The organism is Clostridia bacterium, assembly GCA_012840125.1.
Lineage (GTDB): Bacteria > Bacillota > DULZ01 > DULZ01 > DULZ01 > DULZ01.
The window spans coordinates 1-17,424 of the sequence record DULZ01000016.1 but is presented as its reverse complement, the minus strand read 5'-3'; the positions used below and the strand labels follow the sequence as shown (position 1 = coordinate 17,424).

At 50.8% G+C, this 17,424-nt stretch carries 20 protein-coding genes; all 20 read right to left on the bottom strand.

All coding sequences use genetic code 11. From position 1 onward, the window contains the following. On the bottom strand, window positions 1–1,106 hold a 1,106-nt coding region (locus GXX34_01700), incomplete at its 3' end, for a Na/Pi cotransporter family protein (protein ID HHW06243.1). 135 nt (window positions 1,107–1,241) lie between these two features. After that, the gene (locus GXX34_01695) at window positions 1,242–1,478 is read right to left on the bottom strand and encodes a hypothetical protein (protein HHW06242.1); all 237 of its coding nucleotides are present in this window, start codon (window positions 1,476–1,478) and stop codon (window positions 1,242–1,244) included. Beyond that, window positions 1,478–2,212: a translocation-enhancing protein TepA gene (locus tag GXX34_01690; GenBank protein HHW06241.1), complete on the bottom strand. Its 735-nt coding sequence runs from the start codon at window positions 2,210–2,212 to the stop codon at window positions 1,478–1,480. Before GXX34_01690 ends, GXX34_01695 begins: the two co-directional genes overlap by 1 nt. A 108-nt stretch (window positions 2,213–2,320) precedes the next feature. Next, on the bottom strand, window positions 2,321–3,988 hold the full coding sequence (locus tag GXX34_01685; protein ID HHW06240.1) for a ribonuclease J: 1,668 nt from the start codon (window positions 3,986–3,988) through the stop codon (window positions 2,321–2,323). Window positions 3,989–4,328: 340 nt separating this feature from the next. Beyond that, complete coding sequence (dapA, locus tag GXX34_01680; protein HHW06239.1) at window positions 4,329–5,216, bottom strand: 4-hydroxy-tetrahydrodipicolinate synthase; 888 nt, start codon at window positions 5,214–5,216, stop codon at window positions 4,329–4,331. Window positions 5,217–5,239: 23 nt separating this feature from the next. Next, complete coding sequence (locus tag GXX34_01675) at window positions 5,240–6,247, bottom strand: aspartate-semialdehyde dehydrogenase (GenBank protein HHW06238.1); 1,008 nt, start codon at window positions 6,245–6,247, stop codon at window positions 5,240–5,242. Between the two features lie 50 nt (window positions 6,248–6,297). Continuing rightward, window positions 6,298–6,888, bottom strand: coding sequence for a dipicolinate synthase subunit B (locus tag GXX34_01670; protein ID HHW06237.1), 591 nt, complete (start codon window positions 6,886–6,888; stop codon window positions 6,298–6,300). Further along, the gene (gene dpsA / locus GXX34_01665) at window positions 6,885–7,799 is read right to left on the bottom strand and encodes a dipicolinate synthase subunit DpsA (GenBank protein HHW06236.1); all 915 of its coding nucleotides are present in this window, start codon (window positions 7,797–7,799) and stop codon (window positions 6,885–6,887) included. Before dpsA ends, GXX34_01670 begins: the two co-directional genes overlap by 4 nt. Before the next feature lie 87 nt (window positions 7,800–7,886). Continuing rightward, complete coding sequence (locus tag GXX34_01660) at window positions 7,887–8,690, bottom strand: 4-hydroxy-tetrahydrodipicolinate reductase (protein ID HHW06235.1); 804 nt, start codon at window positions 8,688–8,690, stop codon at window positions 7,887–7,889. A gap of 338 nt (window positions 8,691–9,028) precedes the next feature. Next, a complete protein-coding gene (locus GXX34_01655) occupies window positions 9,029–9,292 on the bottom strand; it encodes a YlmC/YmxH family sporulation protein (GenBank protein ID HHW06234.1) in 264 nt (87 codons plus the stop codon). Between the two features lie 8 nt (window positions 9,293–9,300). Continuing rightward, a complete protein-coding gene (locus GXX34_01650) occupies window positions 9,301–9,633 on the bottom strand; it encodes a hypothetical protein (GenBank protein ID HHW06233.1) in 333 nt (110 codons plus the stop codon). A gap of 140 nt (window positions 9,634–9,773) precedes the next feature. Continuing rightward, complete coding sequence (dut, locus tag GXX34_01645) at window positions 9,774–10,199, bottom strand: dUTP diphosphatase (GenBank protein HHW06232.1); 426 nt, start codon at window positions 10,197–10,199, stop codon at window positions 9,774–9,776. Window positions 10,200–10,232: 33 nt separating this feature from the next. Then, the gene (locus GXX34_01640) at window positions 10,233–11,501 is read right to left on the bottom strand and encodes an insulinase family protein (GenBank protein ID HHW06231.1); all 1,269 of its coding nucleotides are present in this window, start codon (window positions 11,499–11,501) and stop codon (window positions 10,233–10,235) included. A 102-nt stretch (window positions 11,502–11,603) separates the two neighbouring features. Next, window positions 11,604–12,698, bottom strand: a complete 1,095-nt coding sequence (locus tag GXX34_01635; GenBank protein ID HHW06230.1) for a D-alanyl-D-alanine carboxypeptidase — start codon at window positions 12,696–12,698, stop codon at window positions 11,604–11,606. Between the two features lie 68 nt (window positions 12,699–12,766). After that, window positions 12,767–13,501: a polysaccharide deacetylase family protein gene (locus GXX34_01630; GenBank protein HHW06229.1), complete on the bottom strand. Its 735-nt coding sequence runs from the start codon at window positions 13,499–13,501 to the stop codon at window positions 12,767–12,769. Between the two features lie 93 nt (window positions 13,502–13,594). Continuing rightward, window positions 13,595–15,778 (bottom strand): polyribonucleotide nucleotidyltransferase, encoded by a 2,184-nt coding sequence (gene pnp / locus GXX34_01625; GenBank protein ID HHW06228.1) that lies wholly within the window; start codon window positions 15,776–15,778, stop codon window positions 13,595–13,597. A 130-nt stretch (window positions 15,779–15,908) separates the two neighbouring features. Next, window positions 15,909–16,178 carry a 30S ribosomal protein S15 gene (gene rpsO / locus GXX34_01620; GenBank protein HHW06227.1) on the bottom strand — a complete coding sequence of 90 codons (270 nt, stop codon included), beginning with the start codon at window positions 16,176–16,178 and terminating at the stop codon, window positions 15,909–15,911. A 137-nt stretch (window positions 16,179–16,315) separates the two neighbouring features. Further along, on the bottom strand, window positions 16,316–16,537 hold the full coding sequence (locus tag GXX34_01615) for a hypothetical protein (protein HHW06226.1): 222 nt from the start codon (window positions 16,535–16,537) through the stop codon (window positions 16,316–16,318). 4 nt (window positions 16,538–16,541) lie between these two features. Beyond that, window positions 16,542–16,784 (bottom strand): hypothetical protein, encoded by a 243-nt coding sequence (locus GXX34_01610; GenBank protein ID HHW06225.1) that lies wholly within the window; start codon window positions 16,782–16,784, stop codon window positions 16,542–16,544. A 78-nt stretch (window positions 16,785–16,862) separates the two neighbouring features. Further along, a partial coding sequence (locus tag GXX34_01605) for a hypothetical protein (GenBank protein HHW06224.1) occupies window positions 16,863–17,424 on the bottom strand: 562 nt, incomplete at its 5' end.

Here is a 17,424-nt window from a genome sequence, read left to right as displayed (position 1 = left end):
TACACCCACTGAGCTTTATGCTCATCTCGCCGTAAGAATGATTCCATAGCCTCCAGCACCATCTGGTGAGCCAAATTAGCCATCCTGACAATTTCCTTCGTGGCCAGCGACAAAGCAATAGCAGGTGTTTTCACCATTCTATCGTCCAAGTACAGCGGACCCCTGACCAGGATTTCCTCTTTGCCCGGCACTATTTTCACCACCAGGCCCACAAACCGGCTCACGAAAGGCAGGAAGATAACGGTATTAATGACGTTGAATAAGGTGTGAGCGTTGGCGATTTGCCGTTCAATGGTGCCGGGAAACAGACGGACCACGTTTGAATACTGGTTTAGAAGCACTAAAAAAATAATGCTACCAATCACATTGAACAGCACATGGGCCAGGGCGGCCCGCTTGGCTGCCAGGTTGGCGCCAAAACTGGCCAGCACAGCCGTAATACATGTTCCGACATTACATCCCAGTAAGACAGGCAATGCGGCCTCCAGCGAAACTAATCCTTGACTGGCCAGGGCAATCAGGATACCGATCGCGGCGCTGCTGGACTGGATTAAGGCCGTAAGAACGGCCCCAACCACCAGGGCCAGCAGGGGATGGTCCTGAAAACTATGCATGGCACTGATGAAACCTTCGTTCTGGCTGAGGGGTGCCATAGCCTTGGACATGGTATCCATACCCAACATCAGAACTCCAAATCCGAACAGAACTTGACCCAGATACTTGGTACTCTTACTTTTACCAAAGAAATTAATGGCCCAGCCCAAGGCAATAATCGGTAAGATAAACTGGGAAATCTTAAAGGCCACTATTTGAGCCGTCACCGTGGTGCCGATGTTGGCCCCCATGATTACGCCCACAGCCTGGCTCAAACTCATTAAACCGGCATTAACAAAACCCACCACCATGACGGTAGTGGCACTACTGCTCTGGATCAGCGCGGTAACAAAAGCTCCCACGAGCACCCCTAGGACGGGAGTACCCGTCAGTACTTCCAGAATCCGCCGCATCCGGTCTCCGGCCGCTTTTTGCAGCCCGTTGGCCATGCCCTGCATGCCGTAAAGAAACAAGGCCAGTCCGCCGCTCAATGCCAATATCATTTGTAACAATCGCGACCTCTCCCTCGGTTTTGATATCCTTGATAAAAACAAACACACCCAAGTTATTATATCACACAAGACTTTCTTGTCCCAAGATAATAAAAACATATTTTCCTGCTTGCAAAAAAACACCTAGGATGTCCCTTAGGTGTTTTCCTGCGGCGCTCTTTTCCAAGCATAGCGAAAGACTTGTCCCGGCTGTACTTGAGGATGAAGGAAATCCTGGGGGTTCGTACTGATCACCCGGGCGACCTGCACGGTATTTTCCCCTACCGGCGCCAGTTCTACTTGAATCCCGTCAATCACTTCATAGAACCGGTGGGATTGATCATCAAAGCCTGCCAATTTCCACTCGGGCGGCATCACAGAATAGATAATCACTAAGCCCCACCTCCCTGAGCCTCCCGCTGCCGGATCAGGTCCTTCAGCTTAGCCAGCGCCTGGGACAAGCCTCCTACTTCATCAATAAGCTGTACATCCACAGCCTGCTTGCCTACCAGCACGGTGCCGATATCCATGGCCAGTTCCCCGGTCTGAAGCATCAACTTCTTAAACTCCTCTTCACTGATTTTGGCATGCTTGGCCACAAACTTGACCACCCGCTCCTGCATTTTGTCCAAATACTCATAAGTCTGCGGCACCCCAATTACCAGTCCGGACATGCGGATCGGGTGGATTGTCATGGTGGCCGTCTCCGCAATGAAGGAGTAGTCGGCCGCCACGGCAATGGGCACCCCAATGCTGTGTCCACCGCCCAAAACAATGGAAACCGTGGGTTTAGACATGCTGACAATTAACTCAGCAATGGCAAGCCCTGCCTCCACATCTCCTCCCACGGTATTAATAATGATTAAAACCCCTTTCACATCAGGATCTTGCTCCAAGGCCACCAGTTGGGGCAGCAAATGCTCATACTTAGTGGTCTTATTCTGCGGGGGCATTACCACATGCCCCTCGATCTGCCCTACAATGGTTAGAGTGTGAATAGACGACTTTGGTTTGGGCAAATCCAACTGCCCTACTTCTTTCAAGGCCTCCAATTCCTGCGCCGTTTGGTTTTGAGTGGATTCGGTCACAGCTTTTGACGAAGACTCGATTGTTTTTGTGCAATCCACGGTTCGTTTACACAAAATCTTCTTCCTCCCGCCGTTAATTTCATCTCTTGTATAGTATGAGTCATCCCTGCCGAAACAATGCAAAAAAGGCCTGAGCACAGGCCTTTTTCATACTTCCATGATAATTGGGAGGATCATCGGGCGCCTTCTGGTTTTGTCGTACAAGAACTTGCCTAACGTATCCCGGACATTGGATTTAATGGCGGACCATTCGGTGATTCTCTTTTCCCGGCATTTATCCAGAGCTCCCCTGACTTTTTCTTTGGCTTCCTCCAACAGCTCTTCCGATTCCCTGACATAAACAAAGCCCCTGGAAACAATGTCCGGCCCTGCCACCACCGTACCACTGTCCTTGCTCAAGGTAACCACCACGATCAAGATGCCGTCCTGGGACAATTGTTTCCGGTCTCGCAAAACGATGTTGCCCACATCCCCGACACCCAGTCCGTCCACCAGGATTTGGCCGGCCGTCACTCTACCTGCGACAGTTCCCTTCTCCCTGGTAAACTCCAGTACGTGCCCATTCTCGGCTACAAAAATGTTTTCCTCGGGAATGCCCAGTTCACGGGCTAACCGGGCGTGTTTAACCAGCATGCGGTATTCACCGTGCACCGGCACAAAAAACTTAGGTTTGACCAGGTTGATCATCATTTTCAGTTCTTCTTGGCTGGCGTGTCCGGAAACGTGAATACCGGAAACCCGTTCATGGATCACATCCGCCCCTTGCTTAAACAGGTTGTCGACGGTTCTGGCCACCATTTTCTCATTGCCGGGAATGGGTGTGGCTGAGATAACCACTGTATCACCGTTCATAATTTCCACCCGGCGATGATCCGACATGGCCATGCGCGTCAAAGCAGACATGGGTTCTCCCTGGCTGCCTGTCGTCAAAATAACCGTCTTTTCTTTGGGCAGGTTACCCACTTCATCCAAATCAATCAACGTATCCTTCGGGATATCGAGATAGCCGTTCTCAGAAGCAATGTTTATGACATTGATCATGCTCCGGCCGGCCACAGCTACCTTTCGCCCGAATTGATGGGCCGTGGAGATAATCTGCTGCAAGCGGTGGATGTTGGAAGCAAAACTGGCCACAATGATCCTTTCTCTGGACTGGTGAAAGATATCAATGAGGGTGGTGCCGACGCTTTTCTCTGACAAGGTGTAGCCCGGTCTCTCCACGTTAGTGCTGTCACTTAACAGTACTAAGACACCTTTTTCCCCCAGCATGGCGAATTTGGCGAAATCGGTCACTTCCCCGTCTACCGGGGTCTGATCAAATTTGAAATCCCCGGTGTGTACAATTGTGCCTACCGGCGTGTGGATCGCCAGTCCGACGGAATCCGGGATACTGTGGCTGACTTTGATAAATTCCACGTGAAAAGGCCCGATCCGAATCTGGTCCCTCGGCTTAACTTGCTGCAGTTTCACACTGCCTAGCAAGCCGTATTCCTTTAACTTGCCTTGTACAAGTGCCAGGGTCAGCTTGGTGCCGTACACCGGCACGTTCAACTCCCGCAGCACATATGGTAAAGCGCCGATATGGTCCTCGTGGCCATGGGTTAACAAAATTGCTTTAATCATTTTCCTGTTTTCCAGCAAATAGGTGATATCCGGGATGACCATATCGATCCCCAACATTTCATCCTCCGGAAAGCTTAAGCCGCAGTCAATCACGATCATTGCATTCTGATAACGCACCACGGTCATGTTCTTGCCAATTTCCCCCAGACCGCCTAAGGGGATTATGCTCACCTTTTGTTCACTTTCTGCCATACACACACCTCCGTAAAAATCCGCGACGTCCGTACAAAAAAAGAAAATTTGGCTCTCCGACCAGCCAAGAAACTTAACCCGCTTTCCGGTCCATTTGTTGGATCACAAAAAAACAAAGTGCTTAAAGCACTCGTCAGCAGCTAAAGGAATATAATGCCGAACCAGACCTCCGATTTAAATTATACTAGATACTGTAAGTTATCTCAAGGTCTCCCTTCCGTCACCTGCGACCAAATTGCGACTTTTCTTTATTCATAGTGTTGCCACTCCCGGGATGGTTAATTCCCCATTAAAATAAAAAGCTCGACATTCGACGTCGAGCCCTATCGTGCAGACATCACTAAGACAACAGATTATACTGGCCCAATACCGCTTTTAACTTGCTGACTTCCGGCTCCGTTAAAGGCACTAGCGGCAGCTTGACTTCTCCCACCGGATATCCCATGAGTTTCAGCGCCGTTTTGACAGGTACCGGGTTCGTGGTCAGGAACATGGCTCGCATCAGTGGAAACAGCTCGGCATGAATGGACTGGGCAGTCTTTACTTTTCCTTCCTTAAAAGCAAGAATCATGTCTTTAAGTCTCCTACCTACCAGGTGGCCGGCGACACTCACCACCCCGTGGGCGCCCAGGGCCAGCATAGGTAACGTGAGGGAATCATCGCCGCTGTAAATCAAGAAATCCTCAGGGACAACATTCTTAAGCTGGGAAACCTGATCCATATCCCCGGCAGCTTCTTTTAATGCAATAATGTTCTCCATTTCCGCCAGTCTTTTCACCGTTTCCGGTGCCAGGTTACGGCCGGTTCTGGAAGGCACATTATATAACAACACCGGTAATTCAATCGATGAGGCAATAGCCTCAAAATGCCGGTACAGACCCTCTTGATTGGGGCGGTTATAGTAGGGTACCACCAGCATGACCCCATCTACGCCTATTTCTTGAGCTTTTAGTGACAGTGCAATACTCTCCTCAGTATTATAATTGCCGGTATTGGCAATCACAGTGGCTCTATCTCCTACCGCTTCTTTCACGGCACGAAACAGGCGAATCTTGTCCTCTTCCGGTATAACCGGGCTTTCCCCGGTTGTTCCGGCCACCACCACACCATCGCTGCCGGAATCCACCAGCATCAAAGCCAATTCCTTGGCAGCTCCCAAATCCACTTTCCCACTGGCATCAAAGGGAGTTACCATCGCCGTCAACAGCTGCCCAAAATCCTTTAACATATGCATGCTCACCCCCGCCGCCTTCAAATCAAATTGTAATCAATTAGCAGCTCCGCAATTTGAACTGCATTAGTAGCCGCTCCTTTACGCAGCTGGTCCGCCACTACAAACATGCTCAGCCCGTTCTCAATGGCAAGGTCTTCCCTGATCCGCCCGACAAATACCTCATCCCGGTGAGAAGCCATGATCGGCATCGGGTATTTCAATTCCGCCGGATCGTCCGTGACCACTATACCGGGTGCCTTGGCCAGGATTTCCCTCGCTTCCGCAGCCGTTAATTTCTTTTCCGTCTCGACAGTAACAGCTTCTGAATGGCTCCGCAATACCGGTACCCGGACTGTGGTCGCAGAGATAGCCAGTTGGTCATCATGCAGCATTTTCCTGGTTTCATGCACCATCTTCATTTCTTCCCTGGTATAACCGTTGTCCATAAAAACATCAATATGAGGTATCAAGTTATAAGCAATCTGGTAAGGGAAAGCCTTGGGGGTAACTTCCCGCCCGGCTGCCAGGGCTTCTGTTTGTTGTAGCAGCTCATCCATGGCCTCCTGCCCTGCCCCTGATACGGCCTGGTAAGTGGAGACGATTACTCTCTTAATCCCTGCTGCATCGTAAAGAGGCTTCAAAGCTACCACCATGATGATCGTGGAGCAGTTGGGATTGGCAATAATGCCTTTATGTTTTTTCACATCTTCGGGATTAACCTCCGGCACCACTAACGGGACCTCCGGGTCCAGGCGAAAGGTACTGCCGTTATCAATCACTACTGCGCCCCTGGCCACCGCCTCTTTGGCAAACAACTGGCTGGCCTTGCCCCCGGCAAAAAACACCAGGTCCATGCCGTTGAAAGAGTCAGCCGTGGTCTCTTCAATTTCGTAAGCCTGACCCTTGAACTCCACCTTCTTGCCGGCGGAACGGCTGGTGGCCAACAGTTTCAAAGACTTAACCGGGAAATTCCTTTCCTCGAGTATTTCCAAAATCGTCGAACCTACTGCACCGGTTCCTACTAAGGCAACACTGTATTGTTTCAATCCAGGACCCTCCTCGTCTTGATCCGCACCCCCAAAGGCTCTGCCCAGCATCACCGTCTATGTTCCACCAATAGGGGTTGAATCTGTTTTCCTTGTAGAGCTGCCAAAATTGTATCCACAATTTGCTCCATATGGGCCACAAGGGACTGCGGCTTGGTCAACGGACTGTCCTGCCCGAAAGGCACGAAGAAAATATGCTTGGCATTGAGCAGCAGTCCTAAATTCTTGGCATTCATACCTAAAGCATCGTTGGTTGAAATAGCGATCACCACGGGCTTTTGATTACGCAAATGGGCTTTAATCGCCATTAACACCGGGCTGTCGGTAATCCCATTGGCAAGTTTGGCCAGGGTATTGCCCGTACAAGGCGCTACCAGGATCACGTCCAGCAAACTCTGGGGACCGATGGGTTCCGCATCTACAATGGTTTTAATCGCTTCCTGCCCGGTGATGTCTTTCAACCTGTCCAGCCACTCCCGGGCCTGACCGAACCTGGTGTCGGTTTCCGCCACCACGTCACTGACAATGGGGTATACCGTTGCCCCTTCTTCAACCAGAGTCTGAACCTGCCGCAAGACTTTAGCCAACGTACAGTGGGAACCGGTAATCGCTACCCCGATTTTCACGCCAGCCAGCCTCATTGAGCCACCTCCTCGCCGAACAGGCCCCATTGCTCCAGCAGCAATTTAGGATAGGTCTGGCTCAAAACTCTACCGGCTGTCAAGGGTGCTACCTTCCCCGGCAGCCCCATGGCTTTAATGACTTGCAGCCCTAATCTTTCCGCCGCGGGCACATCGATACCTCCCGGCGCGGAAGCAAGCTCAATCAGCAGCGTACCGGGCTGCAGTTGCTGCAGGTACAGCTCTGTCAGGACCACCTGGGGAACCGTGTTAAACAGTACCTGAACCCTGTCCAGTACCGGAAACACCGTTTGATAATCATAAACATGATATCCTTGCTCTTCCCCACGCGCCAAGTCTGCCGCTTTTCTTCCCAGCACATGGACCCGGGCGCCTATCCCTTTTAACATGCGGGCCAGTGTCATTCCTACCCTGCCAAAACCGCAGATGAGCACCTGGGACCCGTGTAATGTAAAGGATGTGTTGCGCATCGCAACTTCAATGGCCCCTTCAGCGGTGGGAATGGAGTTGTAGATGGCTATCTCGTCCAGTTCTGCTGTTTCTACCAGCTTGAGCCCCCGCTGCCGGGCTTGCCACCGGAGATACCTGCTGGCAATGCCTACCAAAACAGGCGCGCCCGGTTTGATGAGGTTGAATTCCTCCGTTTGCAGCACCAGGGGAGATGCAGCAAACTCAGCTTTCACTACTCCTTCCTCATTGACCCCGGGCATGGGGAGAATAACGGCATCTGCAACAGCCAAAGCCCTGCGCAGTTCCCAATGCTCCAGTCCTGCCGGCAGTGACGAAACCTGCTCAAAACCAGCCACGGCCACTTCAGCTCCCAGGCGAACAAGTTCTTCCATCAAAACCAGTTCGCGCCGGTCACCGCCGACAATGGCCACGGTACGCCCTGCCAACGATTTCTTCATCACTACTAACCCCTCCCAGACCTCTGATGGACTATTAATAATATATGAGATCCGGAAGGAGAGGTTCCGGTACCGGCAAGCTACAAGAAATCAAAAGATAAGGTTTTCCAGGCCGTAGACCACTCCTTTCAGTTCCTTCACCTTTCTAACGGCAAGCATGACTCCGGGTACAAAGGATTCCCTGGTATAAGAGTCGTGTCTAATAATCAAGGTTTGACCTAAACCACCGAAAATAACCTCTTGATGGGCTACCACCCCCGGCAGCCGCACGCTGTGAATAGGTAAGCCGCGGGTTCGGTCTCCTCTTGCCGGATGTTCCGTACCGGCCGAAGCTGCCTTTTCCATCCCATGGGCTTCCCACTGGGCCCGGATCAAGTCAGCTGTACGCAAAGCCGTCCCCGAGGGGGCATCCAACTTATGGGGATTATGCAGTTCGATGATCTCCGCATCCGGAAACCATTTGGCCACTTCTTGGCTCAGCTTCATCATCAACACTGCACCTAAAGCAAAATTGGGAGCCAATACGGCACCGACCCGGTGTTGGTCACACAACCGGCGGATTTCTTCCAATTGCTGCGGCGACAATCCGGTAGTGCCTGACACCACGGCAATGCCTCTCGCCACGGCAGCGGTAATCAGTGCAAAAGCAGCCTTGGCGTTGGTGAAATCAATGATCACGTCAGGCTCTTGGCTAAAGACCTCTTCCAGCGAACCGGTCACGGTCACAAACTGGGGCCCCAGACCTATAACTTGTCCAATATCTTTGCCTTGATGAACCAAGTCCATAGCGCCTACTAAATGCAAGTCGGGGGCGTTTACCACTGCTCTAACCATTTCCCTTCCCACTTTACCGCAGGCACCGGACACGGCCACTTTGAGGAGCTTGTTTTCCATTATGATTTCACTCCTTTAACAAAAAAAACCTGGATGTGCGTAACCCAGGCTATAACCACTCTATTACAACCCATCCATCCTGTTATGAGATAGTGCTCCACCGGAAAACCAGGCTATTTCCCGGTGACAGTCCTGCACTTGTTCAATGCAGGCCCAGCGCTAAGCCCTTGGAAGCTCAGCACTTCGGCGGATGCCCCTTTCATACCGGATCATAACTTCCGGTTCCCCGGTACTACTCTTGACCCTCCGCGCCTCTACCCCATCAATGTCAAGATGAGGCGATTTATGAAGTTTTCTATTAATTTAGCATGTCTATTTCCGTTTGTCAAGGATATACTTTATGAATTCAATTTGCGTCTTCCCCCTAATTCCAAGTCGACCACAATAATCTGTTCACCGATTTTCCGGACGGCATGCCAGGGGATCACCAGGAAATTCTGGCGCCCTCTCCAGGTAAAGAAAGGAAACCGGCCAGGCACCACAATGGATTCTACGGTACCTGTATCACCATCAATAATCAAGTCGGATTCGCTTACGGTTCCCAAACGCGCACCGTCAAAGATGTTGATGATTTCCTTTCCGGCAAATTCACTTAATCTCATTCCTCAGTTCACCTCATCATTTTATCAATTACTGATTTAACTAAAGGTTGCAAAACGGCCAGGGTCAAAGCTATTAAAGCCAAAGGCTGCATCGTTAATCCCAGCACCGTAATCCGGTTAGGAAGCTCCAGCTCCAAAAATGACACGAGCATAATCAAAGACAAGTACAGTCCGCCGGCTACACCCACCAGCTGGGCTAAGGCCTCGGACAAGAAAGTGCTGATGGGCGCATCCGGCAATTGGTCATACTGATTTCGCCGTTTCAAAAAGACCATGCGCTGGCGCACGGACAAACCAAGGGCGGCAAAAATGAAAACCAGTAATAACAGCTTACCGAGCATGCCTGCTGTCACCCCTGTACCAGCCTATGACGAGCTTGGCCCAAATATGCAAAAAACTCCAGGTATTCACCCGGAGTTAATTGTTCCTAAACAGGGCGGTATTAAGAACCGGGGCTGGGAGACCGCCGGTCCATGGGAACTCAGGTTTCGCCGGTACTGCCGAATCCACCGAGGCGATCTCCCCCGGGGCAGTCATCATCCGTGCACAAGTATTTCACAAAGATCCCTTGTGCCACCCGCTCCCCTTTCCTGATGGTGACCGGGTCTCGGGAACGGTTGTAGACGGCCAAGAGAATATGTCCTTCATTGTCAGGGTTGTCCACGTAATCCGCATCAATAATGCCCGTTCCATTGGCCAGCACCAGCCCTTGCTTAAGGGCCAGGCTACTCCTGATATGCAGCATTAACACTTCGTCCGCTTCCATATATGCCTTTAACCCGGTGGGAACCACCGCCACTGCTCCCGCCGGGATAGTCACTTCTTCCGCCGCTGCCAGGTCATACCCGGCACTCCACCTGGTTTTCCGCTGGGGTAAACTAAGCTCCTTATCTTTGTAGTCGTTGATGACAGCAAAATACCTGCCCAATACGCTCTCTCCTTATGCAAACGTTTCCGAAATTAACTGGGACAAATCTACAGACAGTTTTTCCGGCCCAATCATCGTTAAACTGAATCGATTCTCCCGGAATAGACCTTCAGCTAGTTTCTGCACCTGCTCCAGTGATACTTCCGATACGCCTCGGATGATCTCGTCAGTAGTAATTATCCGGTTGTAGCAGATCTCACTGCGGCCCAACCGGCTCATCCGGTTACTGATGCTTTCCATGGACAGCATCAGGCTTCCTTTGATCTGCTCTTTGGCTTTGTCAAGCTCACCGGCGGCAATACCATTCTTTCTCACTTCATTGAGCTCTTTGAGAATGAGGCCTACTACTTCCGGGGCATTGTGGCGACTGGTGCCGGCGTAGATGGAAAACAGTCCTGCGTCTACGTAGGAACAATGATAGGAGTAGATCGAATAGACCAAGCCCCGATTTTCCCTAATACTCTGAAATAACCTCGAACTCAGACCGCCCCCCAAAATACTGTTTAAAATGATCATGGTATAAATGCGTTCATCGTCCTGGGAAATACTGGGGGTTCCCAAACACAAATGCACTTGTTCCGTATCTTTTTCGTAAAACGCTTCCCCCGCCTTGGGCACCGGCGCCAGATAACCTCGCATCTTTGCTGACCCGGGCGACCAACTGCCGAATACTCTTTCCAATTTCCGGAATACTTCCTCACAGTCAATATTGCCGGCTACGGCAATCACGGTATTATGGGGAGTATAGTTGCTCTCAAAATACTTCAACACCGCCTGGCGGTCGATTCCTTGCACGGATGCAACGGTCCCTAATACGGGATATCCCAAAGGGTGGTGCTGCCAGACATTCGCCGCGAACAAATCATGGATCAATTCGTCAGGGGTATCTTCGTACATTTTGATTTCTTCCAGCACTACATTGCGTTCCTTGTCTATATCCTCGTCGGTAAACAAGGAATTAAAAAACATGTCGCTGAGCAAATCGACGGCCAAGTCCAGGTGTTTAGCCAATACTTTAGCATAAAAGCAGGTATATTCTTTAGCCGTAAAAGCATTGAGGGTTCCCCCGACGGCCTCCAATGCTTCGGCAATTTGTTTGGCAGTCCTGTTGGTCGTTCCTTTAAAGAGCAGGTGTTCTATAAAATGGGAAACCCCCCGGTTGCTGTCCTCTTCATTGCGGGATCCTGTTCTAATCCAAATTCCGATCACTGCCGAATAAGCATGGGGAATACTCTCCGCTACCACCCGCACTCCGTTCGGTAATACACATTTCTGGTACATAAAGTGAGCCTCCTTGTCCTCGGAGATTCTTTATTCCCTCCATCTTGTCAAAATCCTGCTGAATCCGGCAGAGGTTGTCGCAAAAAAACTAGGAACAATGTCCTAGTTCTTAAAGAGCCAAAACCTCTTCGGCCGGTGAGAAAGAACATCTTCCCCGGCTACCAGAGGTACGGTTTCCAGTTCTTTGCCTGCCAGACTGACGGTTACCGTTCCCACCGTTTCCCCCCGGCGGATAGGCGCCTGCAAGGGCCCGGTCAGTTCCACCTGGATCTCCAGGCGCTGGTGCTTGGGTACGGACCAGGCTGCATCGTAGGACGGTCTGGCCGTCACGCAAGCCGGAGCTCCTCCGGCTACGTCCAACACTAAAATGCCCAACACTTCGTTTAGACTTTGCAACGCAAACTCCTCAAAACCCCAATTCAGCAGCCTCTCAGCATCAGCATACCGATCCCGGCTTTTCAGTACAACAGCGATCAACTCCCTGCCGTCTTTTGCGGCAGCACTCACCAGGCACATGCCCGCTTTGTTGGTCGTGCCTGTTTTGACCCCGGTCACTTCCGGGTTGTTCCAGAGCAGCTTGTTGGTATTGACCAGGTAGACCTTACGCCGCCCATCCAAAGACATAATGACTGTCTCCTTCGTTCCTACCATGGCGGCAAAATCCTCATTTCCCATAGCGTAACGAGTGATGAGGGCAAGATCATAGGCGGTAGTCACATGCTTTGGATGGGGCAAACCATGGGGGTTATAGAATTCCGTATTCACAGCTCCTAGAATCCTGGCCTTACGGTTGGCCAGATCCATGAACAGGTGCTCGTCCCCTGCCACCTGTTCGGCAATGGCTACGGCGGCATCGTTACCTGACTTGATTAAAGCTCCCTGCAGGAGACTCCGCAAATCAAAGATTTCTCCCGTTGACAAGTATATGGTCGCATCTCCTACCCGGTCCGCGTTGGCACTAACCGATACCAGCTCATCCGGGTCGGCTAAGTCCATAGCTGTAATACAGGTAAGAATCTTGGTGGTGCTGGCCGGAGGTCGCTTTTCTTCCCCCCGGTGTGCCAGCAGCACTTGCCCGGTTTGACTTTCCATCAATAAGTAACTGGCGGCCGATACTTGCGGCTGGGCTTCTGCCCTGGCCGGACCAAGGACCATCAACCAGAAGAGGTACCACAGGATGCCTAGCATTTTCACCATGTGCCATAACCTTTCTCCATGTTGATCACTGAAGTTCACCTTGTTAGTATGGCACAGGTCCCCCTAGATTATTGCTGTGAGAACGATAAAACCTCCGAAACGGTCACGCACTCATATCCTCTATCTCTTAAAGCCTTAAGTACGGTAGATAAAGCTTTTAATGTCCGGTCCGTGGGATGCATTAATACGATGGCCCCGTTTTCCGCCTTATCAATGACCTTAGTCTGGATCATCTCCACCGTGCGCCCTTGATCCCAGTCTACCGTGTCCACCGTCCACAGAATCGTTTGATAACCTAACTCAGCTGCCCCTTGTAATACATGAGCGCCATGCTCCCCATAAGGAGGGGCAAACAGGTTGGTTTTAACATTAGCAATCTCCAGGATGACTTTTTCCGCCGCCTTGATCTCTTCCTGATTCTTTTCCTTGCTTATTTTGTCAGGATGGGGATGGGAATACCCGTGATTGCCGATTTCATGTCCCCGTTTGGCTATCTCCATGGTCAACTCAGGGAATTTCTTGGCCCAGCGGCCGGTAACAAAAAAGGTGGCTTTGGCTTGATAGGCGTCCAAAACATTTAGAATACCCGGAATATATTCTTCACCCCAATCCACGTTGAAAGTTAAGGCAATTTTAGGCTCGTTTTCGTTACCTCGATAGATAGGCTGGGGTATGCTTTGATCAGATACCACTTCCACATCGGTACGGAACAAATCGTTAACAAAAATTCCCAGCGCGATAACAACGCAGGCGAACATGCCCAGCCAAAAAAGCTGCCGGTAGCTCCAAAAATAGATTCTCATCCAGGTCCACTCCTTCAAAGAGTTTTCATGTTTCAGGAAAATATATGAAAGGCTGGGCTTGGATATGCATAAAAAAAACCATAAACACGAAGTTTACGGTTTTTTCTTGGGCTTTTGCTGCTTTAGCACTTCCTTGCGGGAAAGCTTCAAACGGCCTTGATGATCGAAACCGATGGCTTTCACCAGGATCTCGTCACCGGCACGCACTTCATCTTCCACTTTGGCAACTCTGGATTCCGATAATTGAGAAATGTGGACTAATCCTTCCTTACCGGGTAAACCCAACACTCCCGGAATTACTTCCACAAAAGCACCGAATTCCGTCACCCTGGTGACCCTACCCACGTAAATCTGCCCGATTTCCACATCTCTCGTCAGGCTGTCAATAATCTTTAAGGCTTTTTCACCGGCTTCCCCGTTAGGAGATGCAATCAGTACCCTTCCGTTATCTTCAATATCGATTTCCACGCCTGTTTCTTCAATGATCTTCTTAATGATCTTGCCGCCAGGCCCGATGATATCCCTGATTTTATCAGGATCCACCATCGTTTGGATAATCCGCGGTGCATAGGGAGACAGTTCCGGTCTCGGCGCCGGAATAACGGCCAGCATTTTGTTCAAAATATACAGCCTGCCTTGCCGCGCTTGCTCCAAAGCTTGTTGCAAAATCTCCCTGGTGATGCCGGGCACTTTGATATCCATTTGGAGAGCAGTGATACCTTCCGTAGTACCCGCCACTTTAAAGTCCATATCTCCCAGGGCATCTTCAATACCTTGAATATCGGTTAATACTGCCACCGCGTCATCCTTGATGAGTCCCATGGCTACACCCGCCACCGGGCGCTTGATGGGTACACCGGCATCCATGAGAGCCAGAGTGCTGCCGCACACACTGCCCATGGAAGTGGAACCGTTGGAACCCACTACCTCTGACACCAGGCGGATAGTATACGGAAAATCATCTTCACCGGGCAGCACAGCCTCCAAAGCCCTTTCCGCCAGCGCACCGTGACCGATTTCTCTCCGGCCCGGGCCGCGCATGGGCCTAGCTTCGCCCACACTGTAAGGCGGGAAGTTATAATGGTGCATGTAACGTTTTGATTCTTCCACCTCAAGGCCGTCCAGGATCTGTTCATCACCCACGGCGCCCAGGGTTGCCACCGTCAAAACTTGCGTTTCTCCTCTGGTGAACAGGCCGGTACCATGGGTTCTGGGCAGGATGCCTACTTCGCAAGTAATAGGCCTGATCTCGTCGGTTTTCCGCCCGTCTATTCTCAGGTTTTCCGACAGGATCATGCGGCGCATGATGCTTTTCTCCAGCTCATCCAAAACTTTTTGACAGTAAGCAACATAGTCCGGATATTGCTCTTCCAGCTCCGGGTGTTGGGCCGCAAATTCCTCCATAATCCCGTCCCTGACCTGAGCGATAAAGGCCTCCCGGTCCAGTTTCTTCTTCTGCTCCGCAGCACACTGCCGGATAGCTTTTTCCAACTCAATCTCCGCTAAACTGCGAAATGCTTGATCAAAGATCTCCGGTGTAACAGGAGGTTCCACTTGGAGTTTCTCCTTGGCTAAACCCATCCGGTGGGCCTCGGAAACGAAATCTTCAATAAAATCAATCAGGGTTTTGATGCTTTCATGGGCAAGCATAATGCCATCCAATACTACGTCCTCCGGCACCTCGTCCGCACCGGCTTCCACCATCATGATGGCATCCTTGGTGCCGGCCACCACCAGGTGCAAGGCGCTTTTCTCCATTTGCTCCAGGGTTGGATTGATGACAAGTTGTCCATCAACCAGCCCCACCAGTACCGCTGCCGTAGGTGTATAAAAAGGTATATCCGATACCGCCAGGGCTGTGGAGACACCCACCATGGCCGTTACATCCGGCGGGTTATCCTGATCCACTGATAAGACCGTGGCTACGATATGCACATCGTTGCGGTAACCTTTAGGAAATAAGGGGCGGATGGGCCGGTCAATCAAACGAGCTGACAAGATGGCTTTTTCACTGGGACGCCCTTCTCGCTTGATAAAACCACCGGGAATCTTTCCTACCGCATACAAGCGTTCCTCGTAATCTACAGTCAAGGGAAAGAAATCGATGCCTTCCCTGGGCTCTTTAGAGGCGGTAGCGGTACAAAGCACCACTGTATCCCCGTAACGAATTAACACGGACCCGTTAGCCTGCTTGGCCAAGCGACCGGTTTCCAGGGTTAATTTACGACCGTGAAAATCAATACTGCGTTCAAGATAGCTAGTTGAGCTTACACTCAAATCCCTGTTACCTCCTACCTAGTGATATTAACCAAACTTAATAGACATTCTCCGCATTAGCTATTATTTCCTCTCCGGTATAAAAAAAATACTTTAGCAGGCCCATAAAAGAAAGAGCGCAAAAACGCTCTTATCTTCTTAAGCCTAGTTTTGTAATCACCTGACGGTAACGCTCAATGTCCGTCTTGTACAGGTAATTCAACAAACCGCGCCGTTGACCTACCATCTTGAGCAGACCTCTTCTGGAATGATGGTCTTTTTTGTGCTGCTTCAAGTGCTCCGTCAATTGCTCAATCCGTTTCGTGAGAATGGCAATCTGGACTTCCGGTGAACCGGTGTCATTCTCGTGGAGCTTGAATTCCTCAATGATTGCTTTTTTCTCTGCACTTTGTAAGGCCACGGTCCTCACCTCCTTTTGTCAGTATCCCCTTCAGCCAAGTCAAACGCCGGAGCTTCGTATAACCTCGCTGAGGTTGTATGCCATTAGTAATTATACAAAATCCTTTATCAGGAAGCAAACAATTTTGTTGAAAAAGTTTATTTCCCGATGACGGTAATCACTAATCTACCGGCGGGGATGTCTTTGGCCACAATATCAAACATGCGGCCTTGCTGAGAAAAGAAACCCCGGAAACGGGTGGCCGTCGGTATATGACCCGGTATCTTTTGTGCCGCCTGGATGATATCTTCCAGAGATATGTTCTCCTGCCGCATATCCCGCAGCCTTTTCTTGGCATGTTCCGTGACCAGCACCCGCATCAAATCACCCCTTGCCTACAACAGCCAGGGGTTTGCCAAAATCCAACTCTTCTTCCGCCATCAGCGTATACAGGGCATCTTGGAAGGCTAAGCGGGAAAAGGTCATGTCTTCAGGGTCAGACCCGCGGTAGTGTCTTTCCAGTTCCTTCTTTAATGAAAGGAAGGTCTCACTCAAGCAAATGCTGGCAACAGTGTTGCTGTAATCAGACAGCTGTTGATGATCATCATCCCGGACCGGCAGCACCAGTACCCTCTCCTTCCCATGACAGGTTAGTTCAGGTACTTAATCATATTGGTGAGCCGGCGTAACTAGTACTGGAAACAATTACAAGGTCCTTGCCACCAACCGGGCCCTATCGATGTCCCGGGCAATTTGTTGTTTAAGTTCGTCTGCATGCTTAAATCTCATTTCACTTCGCAAATATTTAAACAAATGAACTTCCAGCTTCCGCCCGTATAAATCGCCGCTGAAATCCAAAAGATGCGCTTCCACCACCGGGGACGGTTCCTGTTTAAACGTAGGCTTGCGGCCGATATTGACTACCGCCAGAAAACTCTCTTCTCCCACGCAGCACTTGGCAGCATAAACACCGGTGCGCGGCAAAAGAATATAACCGGGAACCGCCACATTAGCCGTGGGAAACCCCAGCGTTCTACCCCTGCCATCTCCGCCGGCTACAGTGCCTTCCAAAACCGGCCAGCTGCCTAAAAAGCGCCTGGCTTTCTCAACATTTCCTTCCGTCAAGGCTTGTCTAATAGCGGTGCTGGAGATCAACTCTTCCCCGTCGGTCTGGGGGGGGACGATTTCCACCCGGAATCCCAGTTTCCTGCCCAGGGCGGCCAGAGTGGCAGGCGTACCTTGTCCACGGTACCCGTAACTGTAATTA

Coding starts and splice junctions, on each gene's coding strand:
- GXX34_01685 (HHW06240.1), bottom strand. CDS start 3,988: ATGGCAGAAAGTGAACAAAAGGTGAGCATAATCCCCTTAGGCGGTCTG.
- GXX34_01615 (HHW06226.1), bottom strand. CDS start 16,537: ATGCGGGTGCTGGTCACGGAACATGCCAAGAAAAGGCTGCGGGATATG.
- GXX34_01640 (HHW06231.1), bottom strand. CDS start 11,501: ATGTACCAGAAATGTGTATTACCGAACGGAGTGCGGGTGGTAGCGGAG.
- GXX34_01655 (HHW06234.1), bottom strand. CDS start 9,292: ATGAGATTAAGTGAATTTGCCGGAAAGGAAATCATCAACATCTTTGAC.
- GXX34_01635 (HHW06230.1), bottom strand. CDS start 12,698: ATGGTGAAAATGCTAGGCATCCTGTGGTACCTCTTCTGGTTGATGGTC.
- GXX34_01660 (HHW06235.1), bottom strand. CDS start 8,690: ATGGAAAACAAGCTCCTCAAAGTGGCCGTGTCCGGTGCCTGCGGTAAA.
- GXX34_01650 (HHW06233.1), bottom strand. CDS start 9,633: ATGCTCGGTAAGCTGTTATTACTGGTTTTCATTTTTGCCGCCCTTGGT.
- GXX34_01630 (HHW06229.1), bottom strand. CDS start 13,501: ATGAGAATCTATTTTTGGAGCTACCGGCAGCTTTTTTGGCTGGGCATG.
- dapA (HHW06239.1), bottom strand. CDS start 5,216: ATGTTAAAGGATTTTGGGCAGCTGTTGACGGCGATGGTAACTCCCTTT.
- GXX34_01670 (HHW06237.1), bottom strand. CDS start 6,888: ATGAGGCTGGCTGGCGTGAAAATCGGGGTAGCGATTACCGGTTCCCAC.